Origin of the sequence: Pantoea sp. Taur (genome assembly GCF_009830025.1) — a bacterium.
Classification (GTDB): domain Bacteria; phylum Pseudomonadota; class Gammaproteobacteria; order Enterobacterales; family Enterobacteriaceae; genus Pantoea; species Pantoea communis.
In genome coordinates, this window is record NZ_SZZZ01000016.1 from 50,784 (window position 1) to 76,128 (window position 25,345).

Below are 25,345 nucleotides of genomic sequence, written 5' to 3' on the forward strand. Positions count from 1 at the left end.
GTTGTTTCAGCCTCAAAAGCTCTCAATTGCGTTCTGCGCACTGTTTTTCACACTATCGGCTCAGGCAGGTAAACTCTCAATTGTGATTGATGACTTCGGTTATCGTCCGGTTGAAGAGAATAAAGTGCTGCAAATGCCCGCTGCGATTTCGGTCGCTGTATTGCCGAATGCACCTCATGCTCGTGAGATGGCGACAAAAGCACATCAGGGTGGTCATGAGGTGTTGATTCACTTGCCAATGGCACCGCTCAGTAAGCAGCCGCTGGAAAAAGATACCTTAACCCCAGAGATGAGCAGCGAAGAGATCGCACGCATTGTTCGGGATGCCTCGGGTAAAGTGCCCTTCGCTGTGGGGCTGAACAACCATATGGGCAGCAAAATGACCTCCAGCCTGCCTGGCATGCAGAAAGTGATGCAGGTGCTAAATCAGTACAATTACTACTTTCTCGATAGCATGACGATTGGCAATAGCCAGTCTATTCCAGCGGCACAAGGTACGCATGTTAAGGTGCTGAAACGCCGGGTATTCCTTGACGATAGTCAGAATGAGGCATCGATTCGCGAACAGTTTACCCGTGCCGTAAAACTGGCACAGCGCGATGGCTATGCCATTGCGATTGGTCATCCGCATCCTACCACCGTTCGTGTGCTGCAACAGATGCTGCCATCACTGCCACCCGATATTACGTTGGTACGCCCGAGTCAGTTGCTGAATGAACCTGTGCATCAGGGTAAAACACCAGTGATAACCGATAAATCTCCGGGACCGAAATTCCGTGCTCCGGGCGTGTGTAAGGTTAGTAAACCACTGCCGCCAGTGCCGCAAAGTCGAGCCGTTGAAATAGTGATTGAAAATGTGGCAGGTAGTAAGTTAATCAATCAGTTAGGTTTACTTTTTTAACGCAATCATCAACGTTTTTGAAAATTAGCGTTAGCCCCATTCGGGACTAGCGTTTTTTTCGTTATCATTACGAAATTAATTCCCGCGACTGATGTCAAATTTGCCAGGTTCTTAGGGTGAATTGGAATAATGAAAAAGCTTTGGAAAATAAACGTAATCAATAACGTACTCAGTTTACATGCCAGACTGAGCCAGATTGACAAAAACAAGACACCGCTAAGCTCAAATCATGAGTTTAAGCGCATTGTTATTTTCTCAACGACCGCATTAGGAGATCTCCTTTTTAATACTCCTGCGATCAAAGCCATAAAGCATCGCTATCCAGAGGCCAGGCTCATGCTGGTATCCAGTGATAAAAACCGTGATCTCGTTGAAAAAAGTCAATGGTTTGATGAAATAGTCATCTGGGATAATAAGATAGTTCATTCCCATCGCGTAATCAGGAGAATGAGAAAATTCAAACCTGATATGACTGTGCTACTGCATTCAACATTGGGCTATGACATTCTCTGCGCACGCCTGTCTGGCTCAAAATACATTATTAGAGATAATTTCAGAAGTGACAATACCGTCTTTAATCACTGGATAGATCATTATTCATCGGCAACAGATGTTCATATTATTCAGCGCAAACTCGACCTGATTAGTATTCTTGGATGCAATACAACAGATATCAGAATGCAATTTCCCATTGCAATTCACTCTGTAGAACGTGAAAACTATCGACCTGTAATTGGCTTTCAAATGGGGGCGTCCGGGAAAAACCGTTGCTGGCCAGTTGAACATTTTTCTGAACTAGCAGAGCGTATTTTAGAAAATAACATAGATGCAAAAATAGTATTGACTGGTGCCACCCAGGATAAAAACATTGAAAAATCATTCTTTGATTTATTAAAAAATAAATACCATTCAAGGGTTCACTCTTATATTGGTAAGACTCGCCTACCTGAACTCTTACAGATAATTAAAAACCTTGATGTGTTGATCACAGGTGACACTGGACCACTACATATTGCTATCACGGCAGAAACGCCGACAGTGAGTCTTTATGTCAGTGCTAATCCCAGACATACAGGACCTTATCAGGATTTACACATTCATCAGACTATCAGAATTGAACCTGAATCTAATGATGATCCGCATTACCCATTAAGAAAAATAAGCGTTGATCAGGTTTATAACGTGATGATGAAAAATATTTCAGTCTAAAATTACACTACCAGATAGCAAGCGATCTGGTAGTGGTTTTTATCTAGGCCTTACGGGATGACAAAACTATCGCTAATGGCAACCAGAATAATACCCATGTTTCTCCTGGTCCACCAATCACAAACATCCCCTGAGTAACAAAAAACATCAAAGAGAAGAGATAAATTGAGGCTTCTAACCCCATGCCTTGATGATACTTTCTATACGCATGATACAAGCCAACCAGGATGAGTGATGCCATAAATAACACACCCACCACACCGCCTTTCAAGAAAGCCGATACATAAATACTGTGTGTGGTTATAACATGTTGGCCAATACTGTTTACAAATGTCAGCTGCTTATCAAACCCCCAACCGAAATAGGGATGAATCATTGCATCTGAAATGGCATGATTCCAGATTCAAAATCTGATAAAACTCTGCGCATAAGAGGAAACAATGCGCGCATAAAAATCACTGCCATAATCGGTAAAGTAGAAGAATAATAAAATAGTAGCGATTGAAATCATGATATACAAAACATGTTTAAGGTGAACATGTTTATATTTAGCAAGTAAAACAGCTAAAGAAACCATTAAAGCCAATAACGGACCTCGACTTTGCGTCAAGATCAAGCCAATAAAGAGCAACGATGCAGGTATGTAAATCCAGTGTCGGCCTGACTCACGGGCAATAATCAGTGCACTTAAAATACCAAGAGCAAAATATCCACCGAGATCAATGACATTTTTTGGCGCGGCAAAAAAACCGTTTTCAAGTCTATTAGTCAGTAGCGTGCTCTTGTCTACCAACATAAATGTCAAAACAAGGACAATAAAACACCCGGAAAAAATGCATCCATAAACCTTCAGCAAACCATAACGCTTAATACAGTAATCAAACATACAAACGAAAAAAAGAAGATAAACGGTATGCTTCAGAGTTGAAATTATATTCTCTGGAACACTTGTCCATAAGTTCGTAATACTGTAATAAATGAGGAATAGTGCAATAACGCCTATTGACCTCCAGGGATATGGCTCGGGAAGACTAAGCTTTTTTCGCTGGAAAAACAAAAATATCATCATCGTTGTAATCGACAGATGAAATAAATTATTTACTTTTCCAACACCTGTAAATATGGTCATTAGAAATAGAAATGCCATAAAAGAAATAGATGCAATAGCTTCTAAACTTTCAATTCTTTTTAAAAATGACATCTGGCGTCGCCTTCTCGAAAATTTCCTCAGTCAGTCCACTATTCATAGACAAATTGTAAACTTTTATCCCTGCATGATTAAGCTCGCTGCTGGCATTCAAGAATGCGGGCTTAATCACTTGAGTAAAGTTTTCCCCTAAAAAGCTTTTCTGCTTATTATTTTCATTTTCATAAAACCGTGGGGACGAAAAATTATTCATATCAACCCCTGCTAACAGTATACGATTTGAGCTGAGCCATACGGCTATTTGCAAAGCCCAATAGGCCACTGTTCCCGCATCAAAAATACCCTGTCGGATATCCCATGAAAAACCAGATAATGGATCAGTCGGATAAACGGACAATCCTTTATTATCATTGAAATTCAAAGCATACTCAGCAGGTACTACTGATTTTCGAAATATCTTATAACTCAGATCTTCAATAATAGCCAAACGACACTTTATCTTATCGACTCCAATGCAATTCAACATGTCATTGAGGCAATGAACTGTTGTAAAGAGCGTCAACTCAGGGTCGTCCAGTACTTTTGCGACAATATCAAAACGGTTCTCAACAAAACCGCGATCGACAATAACATAATATGAAAATACGACTTTATCTCGTAGGTGATAAGCGCCATTAACACCAATAAATGTCGTTTCTGAAAGTAAGTCAAAATTCAGATCATTAACTGACGGGCCAGTTGCCAGTATCGTCATATCATTGGTAACGGTTTTACGTAATGAATCTAATGCTTCAATTTTTATTTCATTTTTTCGCCAGACTAGCCGTTCAATATGGTCTTCTGCCCCACGTTGAATCGTGATATGAGGCCAAAAATTTTCATTGTGCCGATAAGCTCGTTCATGGGTATAACGATAGATTTGTTTAAATATTGATCCCATTCAAAGCAATTCCCGCAATTTTTCCATTACGCTCACGGCGGATATAGCCTGCATTGTGCCACCTGCGCCGCGTAGCTCATGCTGATTCTTACCATATCCCCCAATCAGCCCCGGATCGGTTGGACCAAACAGCGTGATGTTCGGGCGGTCCAGCGCGGCGGTCAGGTGACTCAAACCCGTGTCGACCGAAACGACAGCGCGTGCCCCCGCCAATTGCTGTGCCACTTGCTCCAGCGCTAATTTTGGCAGCACCTCAACATGGTCAAAACCTTCCGCCATTCTTAATGCACGTTGATGCTCATGTTCAGCACCCCACGGCAGTTTCACCCGCAGACCCGTCGGCTGTACCAATTCAATCAGTTCGCGCCAGTGTGATTCAGGCCAATGCTTGTTATCACGGGTGGTGGCGTGTAGAAACACTAAATATTGATGCGCATCCTCGGGCAACGCGGAGAGGAAATGACCGGCAATCGCATAATCCCCCTGAGTGTCCGGTTTCTCATAACCCAGGCTTTTAGCAAACAGTTCGCGCGTGCGTTCTACCGCATGCTGCTGTTTGTTGATTTCATGGCGTTTGTCATACCACCAGCTGGCAAAGGGTTCCCGCGCGCTGCGGCTGTCTTGCCCATGCTTTACGCCTTTAGCCAGTCGCGTCACCAGCGCGGCGCTTTTGATCAACCCTTGCGCATCGATCACCACATCATACTGGCGCGATTGCAGGTCTCGCTTAAACAAAACGCGCTCTTCACGCTGCTGGCTACCAAACCAATGTTTACGCCAGCGACGAATCGCTACAGGTAGCACTTTATCTACTGCCGGATGCCAGCTGGGGATCTGGGCAAAATTTTCTTCGACGACCCAGTCAAAACGGATGCCAGGAATGGCCTGCATCGCATCAGTGAGCGCCGGTAACGTGTGCAGCACGTCCCCCATTGAGGAGGTTTTTACAATCAAAACGTGCATGGCTACTCCTGCACCGAATGCAGCAGCGTGCTAAGTTCCTGATGAACTCGAGCAGGCTGAATATCAATGAGACTTTGGTGATAACCCTCTTCGGCATCACCTTTACGTACTTTGTGATAGCCGGAGATCAAACGAATTACGCGTGCCTGATGAGACAGCGGTGGAGTGAAATCCGGGCTACTTGGGCCATACAAGGCGACTAACGGACGGTTCAGTGCGGCAGCAATGTGCATCAACCCGGAATCATTACTGACGATAGCCGCGCAATGTGCAATTAAGATAACCGCTTGTTCTAATTGCGTATCGCCGGCCAGATTTTTGCAGTGCGCTCGTGCTGATTCCGATAACGTCTGCACAATAGTGTCACCGGTTTCGCGATCTTTTGCGGAACCGAACAACACCACCTGGTACCCTTCGGCAATCAGTTGCTCGGCAAGCGCCGCGTAATGGTAGTGCGGCCAGCGCTTGGCTGGGCCAAATTCAGCGCCAGGGCAGAATCCAATCGCAGGGCGATCCGCGGACAAAGAAAACTGCGCCGCCGTCATGCGCTTTTCATCTTCATCGACACGCAACTGCGGCCACAGTAAGGGCTGCGGCAACTGTTGTGCGGAGGCAATGGGTTTGTCGTAGCCCAGTGCAACATAGCGCTCCACCATCAGCGGAAATGCGGCTTTATCCAGCACACGCACATCGTTCAACACGCCATAGCGCATCTCACCACGCCAGCCGACACGGCGCTTAATACCTGCAAAGAACGGCACCAGCGCTGATTTGAACGAATTTGGCAGCACATAAGCACGGTCATAATTGCTGACCTGAAGGGATTTGCCCAAACGCCGCCTTTCACCCAGTGCCAAAGCGCCATGGCCCAGTGGCATCGCCAGCGCCTGATTGACTTCCGGCATCCGTGACAGCAGTGGCCGGCACCAGGCCGGCGCCATCACATCAATAACCGCATCCGGGTGCTCAGCCTTGAGCGTGCGATAGAGACTTTGCGACATCATCATATCGCCGACCCAGGAAGGGCCAATGACCAGAATTTTCATCGCTGGTGCCGGTTTCCTTATGCTTTGCGGTTGAGCCAGGTCATGTATTCACCCACGCCCTGAGCAACGGTTTTAAATGGCTTGTCATAACCCGCTGCGCGCAGATTGGTCAGGTCCGCCTGAGTGAATGCCTGATAGCGGCCTTTCAGTTTCTCAGGGAACGGGATGTATTCAATCTGGCCTTGCTGATGGAACTTCAGTACTGCATCGGCGACTTCCTGGAAAGATTCCGCACGGCCAGTACCACAGTTGTAGATGCCAGATACACCGTTTTCCCAGCACCACAGGTTTACCGCAACGACATCGTCAACATGGATGAAATCGCGGCGGAAGTCGTCGCTACCTTCAAACAGCTTTGGATTTTCACCGTTGCTGATCTGCGTGTTGAGGTGGAATGCCACGCTCGCCATACCGCCTTTGTGACCTTCGCGGGGGCCGTAGACGTTGAAGTAGCGGAAGCCACACACCGGAGAATCGGCTTCTGGCAGAATCTGACGCACGTAATGGTCGAACAGCATTTTTGAGTAGCCATAAACGTTTAACGGCTGCTCGTACTGGCGCTCTTCAATGAAGTTTTCATTGCGGCCACCGTAGGTGGCTGCGGATGAAGCGTACAGGAAAGGAATTTCACGCTCCAGGCAGAAATGCAGCAAGTCTTTGGAGTACTGATAGTTGTTATCCATCATGTACTTGCCGTCCCACTCGGTGGTCGCCGAGCAGGCACCTTCGTGGAACACCGCTTCGATTGGACCCAGATCTTCGCCGGACATGATGTAAGAGAGGAACTCTTCTTTGTCCATGTAATCCGCGATATCCAGATCTGCGAGGTTCACGAATTTGGTGCCATCTTTCAGATTATCCACCACCAGAATATCGGTAAGACCGCGATCGTTCAGCGCTTTAACAATGTTGCTGCCAATCATGCCAGCGCCACCGGTTACGATAATCATATGCTTTGCCTTTAAAGAGTTGGGGTGAAACAGGAGGTTTCACGCACGAATGCCTAACATCATAACATTTCAGCCCGAGACAGGTAGCCAGATGACTCCGTAACCGCTGCACAATTTGCATCCATCGCGTGAACTATGCTGCAAAATGAAGATTTCTCTGGCGGAAATGTCGGCACGATGCATCCTGATCAGTAATATGTTCCAAAATTTTGCTATCTGAGGAGCAGAATCATGTCCAGTCAGTTTTATTCGCAAATCCGTCAACAGCTTGTGACAACACGTAGCGATGGATTGTTCAAACAAGAACGTACCATCACTTCGGCGCAGCAGGCTGAGATCCATGTCGCTAATAGTCCTCCGGTGATTAACTTCTGCGCCAACAACTATCTCGGTCTGGCGAATCACCCCGCGCTTATTCAGGCCGCCAAAGAAGGCATGGATTCCCACGGCTTCGGCATGGCATCCGTGCGCTTTATCTGCGGCACACAAGATATTCATCAGCAGTTGGAACAAAAGCTGGCGGCCTTTCTCGGCATGGAAGATGCCATCCTGTTTTCCTCTTGCTTCGATGCCAATGGCGGTCTGTTTGAAACGCTGCTCAGTGCGGAAGATGCCATCATCTCTGATGCACTCAATCATGCCTCAATTATCGATGGCGTACGCCTGTGTAAAGCCCAGCGCTATCGGTATGCCAACAACAATATGTCTGAGTTACGTGCTCGGTTAGAGGAAGCGCGTGATAAAGGTGCACGCCATATTCTGATCGCCACAGACGGTGTGTTCTCGATGGATGGCGTGATTGCCAATCTGCAAGGCATTTGCGATTTGGCCGACGAATTTGACGCATTGGTGATGGTTGATGATTCCCACGCAGTCGGTTTTGTCGGAGCGGCTGGACGTGGCACCCATGAATACTGCGGCGTAATGGATCGCGTAGATATCCTGACTGGCACATTAGGCAAAGCGCTAGGTGGTGCTTCAGGTGGCTATGTGGCTGCGAAAAAAGAGGTGGTTGAATGGCTACGCCAGCGTTCACGCCCTTACCTATTTTCCAACTCCCTGGCACCTGCCATCGTCGCCGCCTCGCTGCGGGTGTTAGATCTGCTCAGTGAAGGCGATGGATTACGCCAGCGTTTGTGGGATAACGCCCGCTTCTTCCGCGAAAAAATGACCGCAGCCGGCTTTACGCTGGCGGGTGCTGACCACGCCATCATCCCGGTGATGCTTGGCGATGCAAAAGTGGCGCAGAATTTTGCCAGCCTGCTGCAAAAAGAGGGTATCTATGTCACCGGCTTCTTTTATCCGGTTGTGCCGCAGGGTCAGGCGCGCATCCGCACTCAGATATCTGCAGGCCATACGCAGGCACAGTTGGAACATGCCGTTGCCGCCTTTACGCGCATTGGTCAACAGTTGGGCGTGATTGCAGGAGCCGAAAAATGAAAGCACTGGCCAAGTTAAGAGCTGAAGAAGGCATCTGGATGGTGAAAGATGCGCCGATTCCGGAACCCGGTCACAACGACTTGCTCATCAAAATTCGCAAAACAGCGATTTGCGGTACCGATGTGCACATTTACAACTGGGATGACTGGTCACGGAAAACTATTCCTGTCCCGATGATTACCGGCCACGAATATGTCGGCGAAGTTGTCGGCATGGGCGAGGAAGTAAAAGGTTTCACTATTGGCGATCGCGTCTCTGGCGAAGGTCATATCACCTGCGGTCACTGCCGAAATTGCCGCGCCGGTCGCACTCACTTGTGCCGCAATACCGTGGGTGTCGGCGTCAATCGTCAGGGCTGTTTCGCCGAGTACCTGGTCATCCCTGCATTTAACGCTTTCAAGATTCCCGACAATATCTCTGACGAGCTGGCAGCGATTTTCGATCCCTTTGGCAACGCCGTGCATACCGCGCTCTCGTTTGATCTGGTCGGCGAGGACGTGCTGATCTCTGGTGCTGGTCCTATTGGTATTATGGCTGCAGCGGTGTGCAAACATGTGGGCGCACGCAATGTGGTCATCACCGATATCAATGAATATCGCCTCGGCCTGGCACGCCAGATGGGCGTGACACGCGCCGTAAATGTAGCGCAGGAAAATCTGCGCGATGTGATGGCTGAGCTGGGTATGACCGAAGGTTTCGATGTCGGGCTGGAGATGTCTGGCGCGCCTCCCGCGTTTCGCACCCTGCTGGAGGTGATGAACCATGGCGGGCGAATCGCCCTACTGGGCATTCCGCCGGGCGAGATGGCGATCGATTGGAATCTGGTGATCTTCAAAGGACTTTTCATCAAAGGCATCTATGGCCGCGAGATGTTTGAAACCTGGTACAAAATGGCAGCGTTGATTCAATCCGGCCTCGATTTAACGCCCATTATCACACATCGCTACCACATCGATGAATTCCAGCAGGGATTTGACGAGATGCGATCCGGGCGTTCAGGAAAAGTGGTATTGAGCTGGGATTAAGGATTCACAGGGAGGCTTTTGGGCCTCCCATGGCTTCACTTAATCAGCGCCAGATATTGCTGACAGATTGCCGCCGTATCAAATTCGGCAAAGGCATCCGCTGCTAACAACGGCGGGTGCTGATAAATGTCACACATTGCTGTTGCCAGCGATTCAGGATTGAGATCTGCCAGGCCGCGCGCTAAATCACCTTGCAACAGCCACATCGGGCCACCCGGACAACGCGTACTGACAACAGGCGTGCCACACAATACAGCTTCGATCAGCACATTACCAAAACCCTCGCTATCCGAACTGACGATCAGCATTGCCGCCCGACTGATCCATGCATAAGGATTTTGTGTAAAGCCCTGGAAAATAACACGATTGGCAATCCCTAGCGCTTGTGCCTGGGCTTCTAAAGCGGCTTTACGCTGTGCCGATCCCTGCCCCAATAACACCAACGGCAACTGAATATTGCTTAATGCGTAAGCCTTTAACAGGCGGTCATGCCGTTTGGTTTCGTGGAAGCGCCCGACATGCACCAGAAAACCAGACTCAGGCACTTCGGCGGCCTCTGCTGCCAACTGCCGAATCAGTGCAATATCGAACGGATTGCCAATTACCGCTTCGCCTGTGAGCTTCACAGTAAAGGCCTCTTTTAAATCCTCCAGCACGGCGGGTGAAACGCCGACTACGTTACGCCCCTGATAAACCTGCTGGATTTTACGCGCCTTTAACCAGCGTGATAATCCGGTGCGATGCCCAAGATAGGAGGCTGAAAACACGCCATGCAGGCAGAACCAGGTTTTCTTCGCATCCAGCGCGCGACTTCGACGCACGATACGGTCGGTTTTGTGCAGATGAGACACCACAAGATCAAATTCACCTGCCGTTTTCTCCGCCTGTTGTACTGCTTCGTCCAGCAAACGGGCTCGACGACTCAGCTCGGTGAGTTTGCGCCAGGGTCGACGATTGGTGTCCAGAATGACCTGATAATCCACTCCCTGCGGCAAGGGGTACTCGCACACTTGTCGCAGGGAAAAAAGTGATACACGGTGCCCCTGTGCCAGCATCCCGGTGACCAGCGTCAGGACCACCTTTTCAGCGCCGCCGCCCGGCAATCCATCTATCACCATGAGTATGCGTTTTGACAAAATATTCTACCTGTCTGAATGAAATAACATGTGATTGCCTGCAGTCCTGGCCAGGATAGTAGCGCAGATCCTTCGTGCTTTTCGCCTGTTTCCTGCCCGGGCAAATAGTTTTGCGTCACTGAATGGCTCAGCGTAACATTGCGATTTTATTGGCTTCAGGCGGCGAACATGACCCGGCACGCGTTCCTTATTACCATTGACACTGAAGGTGACAACCTTTGGCGCAATCACCGTTCAATCACCACCGAAAATACCGGCTATCTGCCACGTTTTCAGGACCTGTGCGAGCGTTATGGTTTTAAACCCACCTGGCTGACCAACTATGAAATGGCGATGGATCCTGCTTTCGTGGAATTCGGCAAAGATGTCATCGCGCGTAAACAAGGTGAGATTGGCATGCATCTGCATGCATGGAACAGTCCGCCAGAAGCTCCACTCACCGATGATGACTGGCGTTGGCAGCCTTTCCTGGTCGAATACCCGGATACCGTGCTGCGCGATAAAGTCGTTTATATGACTGATCTGTTGGAAGAAAAGTTCCAGACGAAAATGCTGAGCCATCGTGCAGGGCGCTGGGCATTTGATGAACGCTATGCCGCCATTCTCACCGAACTAGGCTATCAGGTGGATTGTTCCGTTACCCCGCGCGTGAACTGGTCCTTCACACGCGGCGCACCACAGGGTAAAGGCGGCACAAACTATACAGATTTTCCGTTCAAACCTTATTTCATCGATCCGCAGGATATCTCACGCAGCGGCAACTCTTCACTGCTCGAAATTCCTATGAGTATTCAATACAAATACTCGCCTTTGATGAATACCTTCAAACAGAGTCTGTATCGACTGCGCGGCAAGCAAAAAAGCCCTGCTGTACATTGGTTGCGTCCATCTGGCGGTAATCTTTCGGACATGCAGCGCGTGGTAGAAATGTCACTGGCAGAAGGTAACAATTACACTGAATTTATGCTGCACAGCTCAGAGTTCATGCCAGACGGCAGCCCAACGTTTAAAAACGAACGCGATATCGAACAGCTTTATGAGGATCTAGAGGCGCTCTTCAGTTGGTTAGCGCCCCGTTTCGTTGGCCAGACTCTGTCGGAATATCACGACAGTTTTAAGCTACAGCAGTCCGCACGTTAAGTTTCTGCCATGCCTGCCAGACCGTTTCCGGTGAGATATCACGACATTCTCCGGAATCGGTCTGCATAATCTGGTACTCGCCCGACCACGGATGCCACAGACTGGCATTGGTATCGCCAAAGAACACCACCTGCTTTTTATGCAGCCCGGCGGCGAGATGCATCTGCCCCCCATCGCTACACAAAATTTGCTCGCAGCAATCAAAGCCTGCGATGACTTCCCGCACCGATGCGGTGGGATAGCGCGCTACGCGTGATGAATTGACCAACGCCATCAACTCATCAGCACGGGCCGCATCGCCTTTGTCGTGAGGATCCAGCGTGCCCTGCGGCGACCAAAAAACCAGCACGCGCGCCTGCTCATCTTCCAGCAGCTTATTGATAAATGCCGCATAACTGGCTATCGGCCAGCGACGCTTAGGACTGCGGCTGCTGATGTGCACACCATAGACCCTGCCTGCTGAAGCAAAGCTTTGTGCAACACGCGCTTTGGCCGCTTCACGTTCTGCATCTGCGAGATAAAGATTCACAGATGGCACTTCAGGCAGGCTGTCAGTCAACGCAGAGAGATAAGAAAAGGTATGTTCGACCTGATGGCTGCCCTGAAAATCTCTTTTACGGAACGGATGATCCAGCTGAACGTCGGGCAAAGCAGCGCCAATAATATTGTGCGCGCCGGCCATTTTCGCCAGGCGTAAGCTGTATTTGCACGGCACCGGATTAGCCAAAATCGTGGCATCAAAGCGCGTTTTACGCAGTGCCAGCATGATTTTTACGCGCTGCCAGTAAACACCGAGTGTGGTTTCGTTCTTACCGCGATGTTTGGCTTTTTTGTAGACATACAGACGGTCAACGTGAGGATTATGGCTCACCACATCCTGAGCAATCTTATTAACCAGTAGGGTGATTTTTGCGTCAGGAAAAGTGCGTTTCAAACCTTCCAGCAGTGGAGTGGTACACACCATATCGCCAATGTTATCGCGTCGGATAACAAGGATGTTTTTCATACTGATGCCCAGGGTAAAAAGGATTGATGCCAAACATTCCGGCCAGAACCGTTCCTAAAAGCGCAAAAATGCTAGCGAGCTAACTACTTTTGACCATTAATGTCCAAAAAGTTCTGAATTTCTTAGCAATAATTAACGTTATAAAATCGTAAATAATTCATAAAACCATAAATAACAATGTCGCTTGATAATCCCGCACTTTCCATCATTACACCCATGTTCAACGCTGGCGCGATGTTCGAGACGTTTATGCAGTCTCTACTGGCGCAGTCGCTGACAGATCTCGAGATCATCATTGTCGATGATGGTTCCACCGATGGTTCAGGCGAACGAGCTGAGGCTTATGCGCATCAATATTCTCAGGTGCGGGTTATTCACCAGGCTAATGGTGGCGTCTCACGGGCACGCAATGCCGGATTAGCCGTCGCAAAAGGCAAGTACGTCACATTCCCGGATGCAGACGACACCATGAGCCCAACCATGTATCAAATACTGGTTGAGATGGCCGAGCGAGACGATCTCGATGCCGCGCAGTGTAATGCGGAGTGGTTTTTCAAAGCCAGCCAAACAACCAAACCGCTCATTCCTCTGGATCGCTTAACCAGCACCGATGTATTGAGCGGCCCAGAATGGCTGAACACCGCACTGCAGACGCATCGATACATGCACGTGGTGTGGCTGGGTATTTATCGCCGTGATCTGATTGAACAAAACAATCTCACTTTCGAACCGGGGTTACATCATCAGGATATTCCCTGGACCACAGAGTTCATGTTCAACGCCAAACGCGTGCGCTACACCGATCAAATGCTCTACCGCTACTACCTGCACGATGCCTCCATCAGCAACCGCAAACGCACCGGTCAACGAAATGTCGAGTATCAACGCCATTACCTGAAAATCGCGCAGATGCTGGAAGAGATCAATGCACGCTATTGCAATAAAGTTAAAATCTATCCCGCATTCCATTATCAAATTACGCGTGAAGCGCTCAGCGTCTGCCATTCCATTCGCCGTGAACCGGAAGAGAGCGCACGGCAGGCGATGATTGCGGATCTGTTTGCCACGCAAACCCATAAACGTATGCTGCGGAATGCACGCGGCGCGCGGCAGTGGTATCAACTGCTGTTATGGCTGAGTCGGATTTATCGCTGGCGTAACAAATAAGCGTCGCGGCTGGCTTTCGCCCTATAGGGGTTTGCCCTACAATCAGCTCACTGAAATTTGAGATCATTTGAGTATGGCAAGCCCGATTCCAGTCCAATTTGCACCGAAAAATATTCTGCTGATCAAGCTGCGCCATCACGGCGATATGCTGCTGACCACGCCCGCTATCAATGCGCTCCGTCAACGCTATCCAAACGCCAACATCGACGTCCTGTTGTATAAAGAGACGCGGCCGATGCTGGAAGCACACCCCGCTATTCGCCAGTTGCACATCATTGACCGCAACTGGAAAAAAGAGGGCGGCTGGCAGAAGTTCCGCCACGAGATGGCGCTGCTTTCAGCTGTACGTGCCTGCCATTATGACGTGGTCATTAACCTCGCCGATCAATGGCGCAGCGCGATTATCACACGTTTTTCAGCTGCGCCGGTGCGTATTGGTTTTGCCTACGCCAAGCGTGATCACGCCCTGTGGCGTTGGTGCCATAACTATCTGGTTTCGACAAAAAAACATAATCAATTGCACACCGTCGAGCAGAATATGGCGGCGCTTGAACCGCTAGGTATCAGCGCAGAAGGTGCAAAAGCCTCAATGCACTTTAGTGCGGCAGATAAACAGAAAGTGCAGGATGCATTGGTTCAGCAAAAGGTCAGCGGTCCGTTTATCGTGTTACAGCCAACATCGCGTTGGGTATTCAAATGCTGGGAAGATGAAAAGGTCGCGCAGCTGATTGATACGCTCGCCGCTGATGGCCATACCCTGGTTCTTACCGCTGCCCCAGACCAGAAAGAGCAAGCAATGATTACCCACATTCAGTCGCTGTGCCACAGCCAGAATGTGGTTTCACTTGCCGGGCAGCTTTCATTGCCGCAACTGGCGGCATTGATTGATGCCGCGCAGCTGTTTATCGGTGTGGATTCTGCCCCCATGCACATGGCCGCCGCACTCGATACGCCCTGTCTTGCGCTGTTTGGCCCCACCAAACTGCAACACTGGCGTCCGTGGGGTGAAAACAATCGCGTGATCTGGGCCGGTGATTATGCACCGTTGCCTTCGCCAGACGACATCGATACCAAAACAGAACAGCGCTATCTCTCAGCCATTCCAGTGGATGATGTGGTGGCCGCCGCCAGGAGTTTTTTGCATGACTAAGTTACGCCTGGCGATTGTCCGGCAGAAATATCGTCCGGATGGCGGTGCCGAGCGTTTCATCTCGCGGGCGCTGGAAGCACTGGACAGCGAGCAGCTCAATCTGAATATCATCACACGCAGCTGGCAGGGCACACCCAATCCAGCCTGGCATCTGCACATCTGCAATCCCGCCAAATTTGGACGCGTATCGCGCGAACGCGGTTTTGCCCACGCGGCACGTGCATGTTGGGAACGTGAGAAGTTCGATATCGTGCAGAGCCACGAACGCATTGCGGGCTGCGATATTTTCCGCGCCGGTGATGGCGTCCATCGCGTGTGGCTGGAACAACGTGCGCGTATCGTCTCACCCTGGCAGCGCTTGAGCGCCAGCCTGAGTCCTTATCATCGCTATGTTTTGCAGGCTGAAGCAGAGATGTTCAATGCAGCATCTTTAAAAGCAGTGATCTGTAATTCTGAGATGGTTAAGCAAGATATTTTGCGTCATTTCACGCTAGATGCCAGCAAAATCCATGTCATTCACAACGCCATCGATAGCCAACGTTTCCAGCCAGCAACTGAAGCTCAGCGCTACGCCATACGCCAGCAATTGACGCTGCCACAGGATGCCACGGTGATGATCTACGTGGGTTCAGGCTTTGAGCGCAAAGGCTTGAAAGCCGCCATTGAAGCACTCGCCCACAGCGATCGCTATCTGGTTGTGGTTGGCCAGGACAAACAACTTTCACGCTATCAGCAGCTGGCTAACCAGCTTAATTGCCTTGATCGCTTGCGCTTTGTTGGCGTGCAGCAGGATGTGCAGCCCTATTATCACGCCGCTGACGCCTTACTGTTGCCCACGCTTTATGATCCTTTTCCGAATGTGGTGCTTGAAGCGATGGCCTGCGGTTTGGCCGTGATTACCAGCACCGGCTGTGGCGGCGCAGAATTTATTCAAGCCGGCCAGGAAGGCTTCGTTTGTGATGCATTGGATATCAAGGCATTAAATGACGCCATTGTCGCCACACCTGCACTTTCGCAGAATTCTGCCATGGGAGAAGCCGCACGCCGCAGAATCGAACCTTTTGGTCCGCAGCGACTGGCGCAGTCCCTGACTTCACTCTATCAGCAAGTGCTGAAGACCAGCTGACGAAGTGGTATGAGCAGGCGGTCAGTTTCTGATAACATGCCGCCTTTCATGTGTTTTTTGACGCGAATCTGTCGTAACGATAACTATGACAACTCTATACACAGCCCTGCTCTATTTAATACAGCCACTGATCTGGCTGCGCCTGTGGCTGCGCGGTCGAAAAGCACCGGCCTATCGTAAACGCTGGGCGGAACGCTACGGCTACTGTGTGGGCAAAGTTGAACCGCACGGCATTGTGCTGCATTCGGTTTCTGTGGGTGAAACACTGGCCGCCGTGCCGCTGGTACGCGCATTGCGCCATCGCTATCCTACTCTGCCGATCACCGTGACTACCATGACGCCAACCGGTTCCGAACGCGCTCAGTCCGCGTTTGGTAAAGATGTGCATCATGTCTATCTGCCCTATGATTTGCCCGGTTCGATTAACCGTTTCCTTGATACCGTTGATCCTCGTCTGGTGATCATCATGGAGACCGAGTTGTGGCCGAACATCATCCGTATTCTGCATCAGCGCCAAATTCCGCTGGTCATTGCCAATGCCCGTCTGTCAGAGCGTTCGGCCAAAGGCTATAAAAAACTCGGTGGCTTTATGCGTGATTTGCTGCAGCGCATTACGCTGATAGCAGCGCAGAACAACGAGGATGCTGAGCGATTCCTCAGCCTCGGCCTTAAACGAACGCATCTCGCCGTCACCGGTAGCCTGAAATTTGATATCTCTGTAACGCCGGAATTGGCGGCCCGTGCGGTCACCCTGCGCCGTCAATGGGCATCGCGCCGCCCGGTGTGGATCGCGACCAGCACGCACGAAGGCGAAGAGACCATCATCCTTGATGCGCATCGTCGTCTGCTGCAACAGTTCCCCGATCTGATGCTGATTCTGGTGCCACGCCATCCTGAACGTTTCAAAGATGCCTGTGAACTGACGCAAAAGCGCGGTTTCAGTTTCACTCTGCGTAGCAGCGGTGAAATTCCGTCTGGCGCAACGCAGGTCGTGATTGGCGACACCATGGGTGAATTAATGCTGCTGTACGGCATCGCCGATATCGCCTTTGTTGGTGGCAGTTTGGTAGAACGCGGCGGTCATAATCCGCTGGAACCCGCTGCCCATGCCATTCCGGTGCTGATGGGGCCGCATATCTGGAACTTCAAATATATCTGCGCCAAATTGCAGCAGGCAGAAGGCCTGATCACCGTCACGGACGTGGTTTCGCTGGAGAAACAGGTGGCCAACCTGCTGCAGGATGATGATTACCGCCGCTATTACGGCCGCCACGCAGTCGAAGTGCTGCATCAAAATCAGGGCGCATTGCAGCGTCTGCTACAGTTACTCGAACCACATTTGCCGCCACGAGCTCATTAACGCATGCCACAACGCCAACGTCTTTCCGTGGTGATGATCGCCAAAAACGAAGCTGAATTGCTGCCGGAGGCGCTGGCCTCAGTGAGCTGGGCAGATGAGATTGTGCTGCTGGATTCAGGCAGCCAGGATAACACAGTAGCAGTGGCCCGCGCGCACGGCGCGCAGGTGCATCAGGCTGAAGGCTGGGCGGGCTTTGGCAAGCAGCGCCAGCGTGCACAAGCCCATGCAAGCGGCGATATGATTCTGATGCTGGATGCCGATGAGCGTGTCACGCCCGAGTTACGCCGCGCGATTGAAAACGTACTGGAGCAACCACCCTCTGATACTGTTTATTGCCTGGGACGCAGCAATTTGTTCCTTGGCCGCTTTATGCGCCATAGTGGCTGGTATCCGGATCGCGTGATGCGCCTCTATCCTCGCGTACTCAATTACAATGACAATCTGGTGCACGAATCGCTGGAAACTCAGGGCGCACCGGTGGTGACGTTACCAGGCGATCTCCAGCATCTCACCTGCCGCGATTTGATTGCTTTCCAACGTAAACAGATGAATTATGCCGAAGCCTGGGCGCAAGAACGTTTTCAGCGAGGCAAGCGTTGTGGCATCTTCTCGATTTTCAGCCACACGTTAGGCGCATTCCTTAAGACGTTGCTGCTGCGCGCCGGATTCCTCGACGGCAAGCAGGGCTGGATTCTGGCCGTCGTCAACGCGCAATACACCTTTAACAAATACTCAGCGCTCTGGGCGCTGCATCACACCTCAACACAAGGTCGCGTATGAGCACCAAAGCGATTTATCCCGGCACGTTCGATCCCATCACGTTGGGCCATGTGGATATTGTGACGCGCGCGGCGCAGATGTTTGATCGCATCGTGGTTGCTATTGCCGCCAGCCCCAGCAAAAAGCCGCTGTTTACACTCGATGAGCGCGTGGATTTGGCACGGCAGGCTACTCAGCACTTAGCCAATGTTGAAGTTTTGGGTTTTAGCGATTTGATGGCGAACTTCGCCAAAGCGCAAAATGCCAATGTGCTGGTGCGGGGATTGCGTGCGGTGTCAGATTTCGAATATGAACTGCAGCTGGCGCAGATGAATCGTCACCTGTTGCCTACGCTGGAAAGCGTGTTTCTGATGCCTTCCGAAGGGTTCTCGTTTGTATCATCGTCGCTGGTGAAGGAAGTTGCACGTCATCACGGTGATGTGCAGGCATTTCTGCCTGCCGTGGTGCATCAGGCACTGCTGACCAAGCTGACGCAGCCCTGATTAATGCTGACAGCGTGGGCACCAAAAGGTGCTGCGCTGGCCGTGTTTACCGCTGACGATCGGCGTACCGCATGCACGGCAGGGTTCGCCCGTGCGACCATAAACCTGCAATTCCTGGGCAAAGTAGCCGGGCTTGCCATCGGTTTGCAGGAAATCACGCAGCGTGGTGCCACCCTGCTCAATCGAACGCAGTAATACGGCCTTGATCGTCGCGACCATCAACTCCGCCTCATCACGACTCAAACTCATCGCCGATCGATCGGGTAAGATCCCGGCGGTAAACAGAGATTCGCTGGCGTAAATGTTGCCAACGCCGACCACCACTTTGTTATCCATCAGCCACTGTTTAATGACCGTGCGCTTTCCACGTGACTTATCAAACAGATAAGCACCATCGAATTCGCTGCTGAGCGGTTCAGGACCGAGATGTGCCAGTACGCTGCTGCCTTCAAGCTCAGAGGCCCACAGCCATGCACCAAAGCGACGTGGGTCGGTGTAACGCAGCACCTTGCCGTTGCTCATCACCAAATCGACGTGGTCGTGCTTAGCCGCGGGTTGCTCACCCGGTAACATGCGTAAACTGCCAGACATGCCGAGGTGAATGATGATCCAGCCATGTGGCAGTTCCAGCAGCAGGTATTTTGCGCGCCGTTGCACGCTCAACACTGGTTGGTCGCTCAGCGCATGAATTTCGTGCGAGACCGGCCAGCGCAGGCGTGAATTACGCACAATCGCATGCAAAATCGTTGCGCCCACCATATGTGGCTCAATACCACGTCGGCTGGTTTCTACCTCTGGTAATTCAGGCATGTCATCTCCTCAACAAATCGCAGAAACAAAAAACCCGGCCGAAGCCGGGTTTTTCGCAAGAACACCAAAATTACTTAATTTTGGCTTCTTTGTAGATCACGTGCTGACGTACAACCGGATCGAACTTTTTCAGTTCCAGTTTCTCTGGTTTAGTACGTTTGTTCTTCGTGGTGGTATAGAAGTGACCTGTACCAGCAGAGGAAACCAGCTTGATCTTCTCACGAATACCTTTAGCCATGATTCAATTCCTTAGTACTTAGTACTTCTCACCACGGGCGCGGATTTCGGTCAGAACCGTATCAATGCCCTTTTTATCAATAACACGCATACCTTTAGCAGATACACGCAGAGTAACGAAGCGCTTTTCGCTCTCAACCCAGAAACGGTGAGAGTGCAGGTTCGGCAGGAAACGGCGTTTCGTCGCGTTCATTGCGTGGGAACGGTTGTTACCCGTTACCGGACGCTTTCCAGTTACCTGGCAGACTCGTGACATTTCTATTCTCCAAAAATCAAATCAGCTCGAGCTTTAAAAACTAGGTTTTGGCCGCCTCGTCAGGCCTTAGCCCGCCCAAGCGAGTTCCATGTGAACCCGCTAAGCTGGCCCAAACGCCAAACCCGAGATTCTCAAAGGTGGCGTAGTATACGCCGCTCAGCCCAAGTGCTCAAGTCCCGAACAAATAAAGATCCCGATGGATCGCGCGAAAATGCATCATTTCTGCGCAATCGGATGGTTATTTTACAGCCAACCGCGCTCAGCGAAGGAGGTATACTCGCCGTGACCGATCACCAAATGATCAAGTAAGCGAATATTCAGCAGCGCGCAAGCCTGCCCGACTTTACCGGTAATATCACGATCGGCGCGACTGGGCTCGGCTATGCCGGAAGGATGATTATGCGCCAAAATCACGGCGGCCGCGTTGAGTTTTAACGCTTCGCGCACAATTTCACGTGGATGCACTTCGACACTGGCAATACTGCCGGTAAACATCTTTTGCGCCTGCAAAACCCGATGCTGATTATCCAGGAATAACGCCATAAAAACCTCTCGCTCCTGATGCGCCAGCACGCTTTGCAAGTAATGCCTTGTCACCTGTGGATTCTCCATCACATTTTCTCGCGCCAGCTGACTGGCGAAAAAACGTCGCCCCAGTTCAGCCACTGCATGCAGTTGGGTAATTTTGGCCGTGCCTACGCCTTTAATCACGCTCAGTTCTATTTCATTTGCGGTCATGATGCGATATAGCGAGCCAAACTCGTTAAGCATTTGTCGCGCCAGCGCCATCACCGGAATACCGTGGCTGCCGGTGCGCAAAAAAATCGCTAACAGTTCTGCATCGCTCAATGATTCTGCGCCTGTGATGGCCAGTTTTTCTCGTGGGGCCAGTTCCGTCATGACATTCTCCTTGCTGGGGCAAGGCAATTGTGCGTATTTGTCAGGAGGCATACCAGCAAGCCGGTCGCGATTTCAGAGCCATCTCGCAAAGGGCGCAGGCCGTGAAAAGGCGGTCGATGGATTTTGTGATAAAGTTGCCTGCATCTGCCGCATCACAGCGGCAATCCGTTTTGAGTTGAGGCAAAGAACATGACGGGATTAGCCGGAAAAAAAATTCTGCTCGGCGTCAGCGGCGGTATTGCTGCTTATAAAACACCCGAGTTGGTTCGTCGTCTGCGCGATCGTGGCGCAGAGGTGCGTGTCATGATGACTGATGCAGCGAAAGCCTTTATCACTCCGCTCAGCTTACAAGCCGTTTCCGGATATCCGGTGCTGGATGATTTACTCGACCCTGCCGCTGAAGCCGCTATGGGCCATATCGAGCTGGCGAAATGGGCTGATCTGATTGTGCTGGCCCCCGCGACCGCCGATTTGATTGCACGCATCACGGCAGGGATGGCTAACGATTTGGTGACCACCGCCTGCCTCGCCAGCGCAGCACCTCTGGCGATCGTGCCGGCCATGAACCAACAGATGTACCGCGCGCCGATTACCCAGGAAAATCTTCAGCGTCTAAATCAGCGAGGCGTTCTGATTTGGGGGCCAGACAGCGGCAGCCAGGCCTGCGGCGATGTGGGCCCCGGCCGCATGCTTGATCCGCTGGCAATTGTCGCTCATGCGCTGGAGTGGGCCGCGCCCGTCAACGATCTGCAACATCTCAACATTATGATCACCGCCGGCCCAACCCGTGAGGCGCTGGACCCGGTTCGTTACATTAGCAATCACAGCTCCGGTAAAATGGGATTCGCCATTGCCGCCGCCGCCGCAAAACGTGGCGCAACGGTGACACTGGTGGCGGGCCCGGTCACACTGCCTACGCCCGCTGGCGTCACGCGCGTTGATGTGGGGAGTGCACTGGAAATGGAAGCGGCGGTGATGGCGCAAATCAGCCAACAACATATTTTCATTGCCAGCGCTGCCGTGGCAGACTACCGGGCGGCAAACATTGCCGCAGAGAAAATCAAAAAACAGGGTGGCGATGATAACGTCACGCTGCAGTTGGTGAAGAACCCGGATATTGTCGCAGGCGTAGCGGCATTACAGAAACATCGCCCTTATGTGGTGGGATTTGCTGCCGAAACCCAGAATGTGGAAGAATACGCGCGGCAAAAACGGGTGCGAAAAAATCTGGACCTGATCTGCGCGAACGATGTGGCGCAGGCAGGACAGGGATTCAATAGCGACACCAATGCTCTTCACCTTTTTTGGCAGGAAGGAGAGAAAGTCTTACCGCTCAGTGATAAGACGCTCCTTGGCCAACAATTAATAGACGAGATTGTCAGCCGTTATGATGAAAAAAATCGACGTTAAAATTCTGGATGCGCGCGTGGGTAACGAATTCCCACTGCCAACTTATGCCACCTCGGGTTCTGCGGGTCTCGATCTGCGTGCTTGCCTTGATGGTGCACTGGAGATCTCGCCAGGCATGACCACGCTGGTGCCAACTGGTCTGGCGATTCACATTGCTGACCCTGCGCTGGCCGCTGTGATTTTGCCCCGCTCAGGTCTGGGCCATAAGCATGGAATCGTGCTGGGCAACCTGGTGGGCTTAATCGACTCCGATTATCAGGGCCAACTGATGGTCTCCGTCTGGAACCGTGGTCAGGATAGCTTTACGCTGCAGCCTGGCGACCGTTTGGCACAACTGGTCTTTGTTCCGGTGGTACAAGCCGAATTCAACCTGGTGGAAGATTTTGACACCAGCGATCGCGGCGCCGGCGGTTTTGGCCACTCTGGTCGTCAGTAACACGCGACACTTTTCGCAAGCCATCTTTTTATCTCTCGTCGCTACGGGCCAAACTGCTTGTGGCTGACGAGGCAGTATTGCCTGTTTTTGGTGAATTTCAGGGGTCTTGAAGGTCATGGCAGAAAAAAAAGCCGCGAAACGGAATCGTCGCGAAGAGATTTTGCAGGCGCTAGCGCAAATGCTGGAGTCGGGCGATGGCAGTCAGCGAATCACCACCGCCAAGCTGGCAGCCAATGTAGGCGTTTCGGAAGCGGCACTCTACCGCCACTTCCCGAGCAAAACGCGTATGTTCGACAGCCTGATCGAGTTTATTGAAGACAGTCTGATTACCCGCATCAATCTAATCCTGAAAGATGAGAAAGAAACGCTCGCGCGACTGCGTTTAATCGTGCAGCTGATTCTGGGATTTGGTGAGCGTAATCCGGGGCTGACGCGCATTTTGACCGGCCATGCGCTAATGTTTGAACAGGATCGTCTGCAAGGGCGCATCAACCAGTTGTTCGAACGCATCGAGGTGCAACTGCGTCAGGTGATGCGCGAGAAGAAAATGCGTGATGGTGAAGGTTTCCAGACCGATGAAACACTGCTGGCGAGCCAGTTGCTGGCGTTCTGTGAAGGATTGCTTTCACGCTATGTGCGATCTGAATTCCGCTATCGCCCAACCACTGATTTTGACAGCCGCTGGCCACTGATTGCGGCACAGTTAGTGTAGCGATTCATCAGGCGCGCCCATGATTGGGCGCGCGATAAAATACCTTGGTTCATCTCCGGTCGCCAGCGATGGCGGCCGTGATAAAGCCGCGGTGTTAAATACCGTACTCTTTACGATACGCCCGCACTTTCGCCAGATGGTCTGCCATTTCCGGCTTCTCTTCCAGATAATCAATCAGTTCCGCGAGCGTAATGATCGCCGTGACCTTGCACTGATAGTCACGTTCCACTTCCTGAATGGCGGAGATATCACCACGGCCGCGCTCCTGGCGATCCAGCGAAATCATGACGCCCGCCAATGTGGCATTGTGCGCGCTGATGATGTCCATCGATTCACGAATAGCGGTACCCGCGGTGATCACATCATCCACCAGCATCACTTTACCCTGCAGCGGGCTACCGACCAGCAAACCGCCTTCACCGTGGTCTTTGGCTTCTTTACGATTGAAGCAGTAAGGCACATCGCGGTCGTGATGATCGGCCAGTGCGACGGCCGTGGTGGTGGCAATCGGAATCCCTTTGTAGGCCGGGCCAAACAGCAGATCAAAATCAACGCCGCCATCCACCAGCGCCTGCGCATAGAAACGTCCCAGCAGCGCTAAGTCACGGCCGGTATTGAATAAACCGGCATTAAAGAAGTATGGACTTTTACGACCCGATTTCAGGGTGAACTCACCAAACTTCAGCACCCCTTTGTTCAGGGCGAATTCAATAAACTGACGCTGCCAGGCTTTCATTTCTCACTCCTCAAATAAAGAAAAGGCGACTCTCTGGTCGCCTGTTAGATCAATTTGTTAGCGCTGCTTTTTGCGCCTGAATCAACTGCTCAATGCCGCCTCGCGCCAGCGCCAGCAGCTGCAGTAATTCCTCATGGCTGAACGGCTCGCCTTCGGCGGTGCCCTGCACTTCAATCATGCGGCCATCTTCAGTCATAACGACGTTCATATCGGTTTCAGCCGCAGAATCTTCAACGTACTCCAGATCGCACAGCGCTTCACCGCCAACGATACCGACCGAAATCGCCGCCACCATGCCTTTCAACGGGCTAGCTTTTAACTTGCCCGCCGCAACCAGCGCATTCAATGCATCGGCTAACGCGACGCATGCACCGGTAATCGATGCAGTACGCGTGCCACCGTCGGCCTGAATCACGTCGCAGTCCAGTGTGATGGTGAACTCGCCCAACGCATCCAAATCCACTGCGGCACGCAGCGAGCGAGCAATCAGACGTTGAATCTCCAGCGTACGGCCACCTTGCTTACCTTTGGCCGCTTCGCGCGCCATACGGCTGTGGGTGGAACGCGGCAACATGCCGTATTCCGCAGTGACCCAGCCCTGACCTTTGCCTTTGAGGAAACGTGGCACACCCTCTTCAACGGTGGCGGTGCACAGCACTTTGGTTTCACCGAACTCAACCAGCACGGATCCTTCTGCATGTTTGGTGTAGTGACGAGTGAGGGTGACGGGACGCACTTCAGATGCGTTACGGCCTGCTGGACGCATGGTTTCTCTCCGGCTTACTTAGGTTTGGCTGCGCATTATACGGACTTCGTGCGCGGCTGTCCTGCCTACATGCGGCACTTTTCCCGGATGAAATTTCGCCTCAGCTGTGGCTAA

Annotated in this window: 28 protein-coding genes; 14 read left to right on the plus strand and 14 right to left on the minus strand. The window is 51.4% G+C overall.

The window, feature by feature from the left end:
* Position 1: 1 nt before the first annotated feature.
* On the plus strand, positions 2-901 hold the full coding sequence (locus FD744_RS19220) for a divergent polysaccharide deacetylase family protein (RefSeq protein ID WP_160869030.1): 900 nt from the start codon (positions 2-4) through the stop codon (positions 899-901).
* Between the two features lie 129 nt (positions 902-1,030).
* Positions 1,031-2,110, plus strand: a complete 1,080-nt coding sequence (locus FD744_RS19225) for a glycosyltransferase family 9 protein (RefSeq protein WP_160868999.1) — start codon at positions 1,031-1,033, stop codon at positions 2,108-2,110.
* A 43-nt stretch (positions 2,111-2,153) separates the two neighbouring features.
* Here the strand turns inward: FD744_RS19225 and FD744_RS19230 are convergent, their stop codons facing one another.
* From FD744_RS19230 to rfaD, 6 genes are read right to left on the minus strand one after another with little or no spacing between them, the layout of a single operon-like run.
* Positions 2,154-2,486, minus strand: coding sequence for a hypothetical protein (locus tag FD744_RS19230; protein WP_160869000.1), 333 nt, complete (start codon positions 2,484-2,486; stop codon positions 2,154-2,156).
* A 27-nt stretch (positions 2,487-2,513) separates the two neighbouring features.
* Positions 2,514-3,311, minus strand: a complete 798-nt coding sequence (locus FD744_RS19235; protein ID WP_160869001.1) for a hypothetical protein — start codon at positions 3,309-3,311, stop codon at positions 2,514-2,516.
* A complete protein-coding gene (locus tag FD744_RS19240) occupies positions 3,289-4,197 on the minus strand; it encodes a sugar glycosyltransferase (RefSeq protein ID WP_160869002.1) in 909 nt (302 codons plus the stop codon). The genes FD744_RS19235 and FD744_RS19240 overlap by 23 nt, the downstream gene beginning before the upstream one ends.
* Positions 4,198-5,160, minus strand: a complete 963-nt coding sequence (gene rfaC / locus FD744_RS19245; RefSeq protein WP_160869003.1) for a lipopolysaccharide heptosyltransferase RfaC — start codon at positions 5,158-5,160, stop codon at positions 4,198-4,200.
* Positions 5,161-5,162: 2 nt separating this feature from the next.
* Positions 5,163-6,206, minus strand: a complete 1,044-nt coding sequence (gene rfaF, locus FD744_RS19250) for an ADP-heptose--LPS heptosyltransferase RfaF (protein ID WP_160869004.1) — start codon at positions 6,204-6,206, stop codon at positions 5,163-5,165.
* A 17-nt stretch (positions 6,207-6,223) separates the two neighbouring features.
* Entirely contained in the window at positions 6,224-7,156 is a 933-nt protein-coding gene (gene rfaD, locus FD744_RS19255) for an ADP-glyceromanno-heptose 6-epimerase (RefSeq protein ID WP_045815712.1), read from the minus strand.
* Positions 7,157-7,387: 231 nt separating this feature from the next.
* On the opposite strand from rfaD, the gene FD744_RS19260 reads away from it, so the two are divergent.
* Together FD744_RS19260 and tdh are read left to right on the plus strand one after the other, a co-directional pair.
* Positions 7,388-8,596: a glycine C-acetyltransferase gene (locus tag FD744_RS19260; protein ID WP_160869005.1), complete on the plus strand. Its 1,209-nt coding sequence runs from the start codon at positions 7,388-7,390 to the stop codon at positions 8,594-8,596.
* Complete coding sequence (tdh, locus tag FD744_RS19265; protein ID WP_160869006.1) at positions 8,593-9,621, plus strand: L-threonine 3-dehydrogenase; 1,029 nt, start codon at positions 8,593-8,595, stop codon at positions 9,619-9,621. The genes FD744_RS19260 and tdh overlap by 4 nt, the downstream gene beginning before the upstream one ends.
* A 35-nt stretch (positions 9,622-9,656) precedes the next feature.
* Here the strand turns inward: tdh and FD744_RS19270 are convergent, their stop codons facing one another.
* Positions 9,657-10,739, minus strand: coding sequence for a glycosyltransferase (locus FD744_RS19270; RefSeq protein ID WP_160869031.1), 1,083 nt, complete (start codon positions 10,737-10,739; stop codon positions 9,657-9,659).
* Between the two features lie 186 nt (positions 10,740-10,925).
* Here FD744_RS19270 and FD744_RS19275 point away from each other — a divergent pair, with 186 nt between their 5' ends.
* Positions 10,926-11,897, plus strand: coding sequence for a polysaccharide deacetylase family protein (locus tag FD744_RS19275; protein ID WP_160869007.1), 972 nt, complete (start codon positions 10,926-10,928; stop codon positions 11,895-11,897).
* Here the strand turns inward: FD744_RS19275 and FD744_RS19280 are convergent.
* Positions 11,872-12,903 (minus strand): glycosyltransferase family 9 protein, encoded by a 1,032-nt coding sequence (locus FD744_RS19280; protein ID WP_160869008.1) that lies wholly within the window; start codon positions 12,901-12,903, stop codon positions 11,872-11,874. The two genes, FD744_RS19275 and FD744_RS19280, sit on opposite strands and share 26 nt — an antisense overlap.
* A gap of 177 nt (positions 12,904-13,080) precedes the next feature.
* Here FD744_RS19280 and FD744_RS19285 point away from each other — a divergent pair, with 177 nt between their 5' ends.
* From FD744_RS19285 to coaD, 6 genes are all read left to right on the plus strand, one after another.
* Entirely contained in the window at positions 13,081-14,070 is a 990-nt protein-coding gene (locus FD744_RS19285; protein WP_160869009.1) for a glycosyltransferase, read from the plus strand.
* A 73-nt stretch (positions 14,071-14,143) separates the two neighbouring features.
* Positions 14,144-15,220, plus strand: a complete 1,077-nt coding sequence (gene rfaQ, locus FD744_RS19290; RefSeq protein ID WP_160869010.1) for a putative lipopolysaccharide heptosyltransferase III — start codon at positions 14,144-14,146, stop codon at positions 15,218-15,220.
* Entirely contained in the window at positions 15,213-16,346 is a 1,134-nt protein-coding gene (locus tag FD744_RS19295; protein WP_160869011.1) for a glycosyltransferase family 4 protein, read from the plus strand. The genes rfaQ and FD744_RS19295 overlap by 8 nt, the downstream gene beginning before the upstream one ends.
* 85 nt (positions 16,347-16,431) lie before the next feature.
* Positions 16,432-17,706 carry a lipid IV(A) 3-deoxy-D-manno-octulosonic acid transferase gene (gene waaA / locus FD744_RS19300; RefSeq protein WP_160869012.1) on the plus strand — a complete coding sequence of 425 codons (1,275 nt, stop codon included), beginning with the start codon at positions 16,432-16,434 and terminating at the stop codon, positions 17,704-17,706.
* Positions 17,707-17,709: 3 nt separating this feature from the next.
* A complete protein-coding gene (locus FD744_RS19305) occupies positions 17,710-18,486 on the plus strand; it encodes a glycosyltransferase family 2 protein (protein WP_097119656.1) in 777 nt (258 codons plus the stop codon).
* Positions 18,483-18,968, plus strand: coding sequence for a pantetheine-phosphate adenylyltransferase (gene coaD, locus FD744_RS19310; protein WP_160869013.1), 486 nt, complete (start codon positions 18,483-18,485; stop codon positions 18,966-18,968). The genes FD744_RS19305 and coaD overlap by 4 nt, the downstream gene beginning before the upstream one ends.
* Here the strand turns inward: coaD and mutM are convergent, their stop codons facing one another.
* From mutM to radC, 4 genes are all read right to left on the minus strand, one after another.
* On the minus strand, positions 18,969-19,778 hold the full coding sequence (gene mutM, locus FD744_RS19315; RefSeq protein ID WP_160869014.1) for a bifunctional DNA-formamidopyrimidine glycosylase/DNA-(apurinic or apyrimidinic site) lyase: 810 nt from the start codon (positions 19,776-19,778) through the stop codon (positions 18,969-18,971).
* A gap of 70 nt (positions 19,779-19,848) precedes the next feature.
* Complete coding sequence (gene rpmG / locus FD744_RS19320) at positions 19,849-20,016, minus strand: 50S ribosomal protein L33 (RefSeq protein WP_001051798.1); 168 nt, start codon at positions 20,014-20,016, stop codon at positions 19,849-19,851.
* Positions 20,017-20,034: 18 nt separating this feature from the next.
* A complete protein-coding gene (gene rpmB / locus FD744_RS19325; RefSeq protein WP_007885297.1) occupies positions 20,035-20,271 on the minus strand; it encodes a 50S ribosomal protein L28 in 237 nt (78 codons plus the stop codon).
* A gap of 243 nt (positions 20,272-20,514) precedes the next feature.
* Positions 20,515-21,171: a DNA repair protein RadC gene (gene radC / locus FD744_RS19330; RefSeq protein ID WP_160869015.1), complete on the minus strand. Its 657-nt coding sequence runs from the start codon at positions 21,169-21,171 to the stop codon at positions 20,515-20,517.
* Positions 21,172-21,360: 189 nt separating this feature from the next.
* Between radC and coaBC the strand changes: the two genes are divergently transcribed.
* From coaBC to slmA, 3 genes are all read left to right on the plus strand, one after another.
* Positions 21,361-22,581: a bifunctional phosphopantothenoylcysteine decarboxylase/phosphopantothenate--cysteine ligase CoaBC gene (gene coaBC / locus FD744_RS19335; protein WP_045833647.1), complete on the plus strand. Its 1,221-nt coding sequence runs from the start codon at positions 21,361-21,363 to the stop codon at positions 22,579-22,581.
* The gene (gene dut / locus FD744_RS19340; RefSeq protein ID WP_034823835.1) at positions 22,559-23,017 is read left to right on the plus strand and encodes a dUTP diphosphatase; all 459 of its coding nucleotides are present in this window, start codon (positions 22,559-22,561) and stop codon (positions 23,015-23,017) included. Before coaBC ends, dut begins: the two co-directional genes overlap by 23 nt.
* Positions 23,018-23,132: 115 nt before the next feature.
* Complete coding sequence (gene slmA, locus FD744_RS19345) at positions 23,133-23,729, plus strand: nucleoid occlusion factor SlmA (RefSeq protein ID WP_097119650.1); 597 nt, start codon at positions 23,133-23,135, stop codon at positions 23,727-23,729.
* A 94-nt stretch (positions 23,730-23,823) separates the two neighbouring features.
* Here slmA and pyrE read toward each other — a convergent pair whose 3' ends face one another.
* Together pyrE and rph are read right to left on the minus strand one after the other, a co-directional pair.
* Positions 23,824-24,465: an orotate phosphoribosyltransferase gene (pyrE, locus tag FD744_RS19350; RefSeq protein ID WP_034823839.1), complete on the minus strand. Its 642-nt coding sequence runs from the start codon at positions 24,463-24,465 to the stop codon at positions 23,824-23,826.
* A 49-nt stretch (positions 24,466-24,514) separates the two neighbouring features.
* Complete coding sequence (gene rph / locus FD744_RS19355) at positions 24,515-25,231, minus strand: ribonuclease PH (protein ID WP_034823841.1); 717 nt, start codon at positions 25,229-25,231, stop codon at positions 24,515-24,517.
* Between the last annotated feature and the right edge of the window lie 114 nt (positions 25,232-25,345).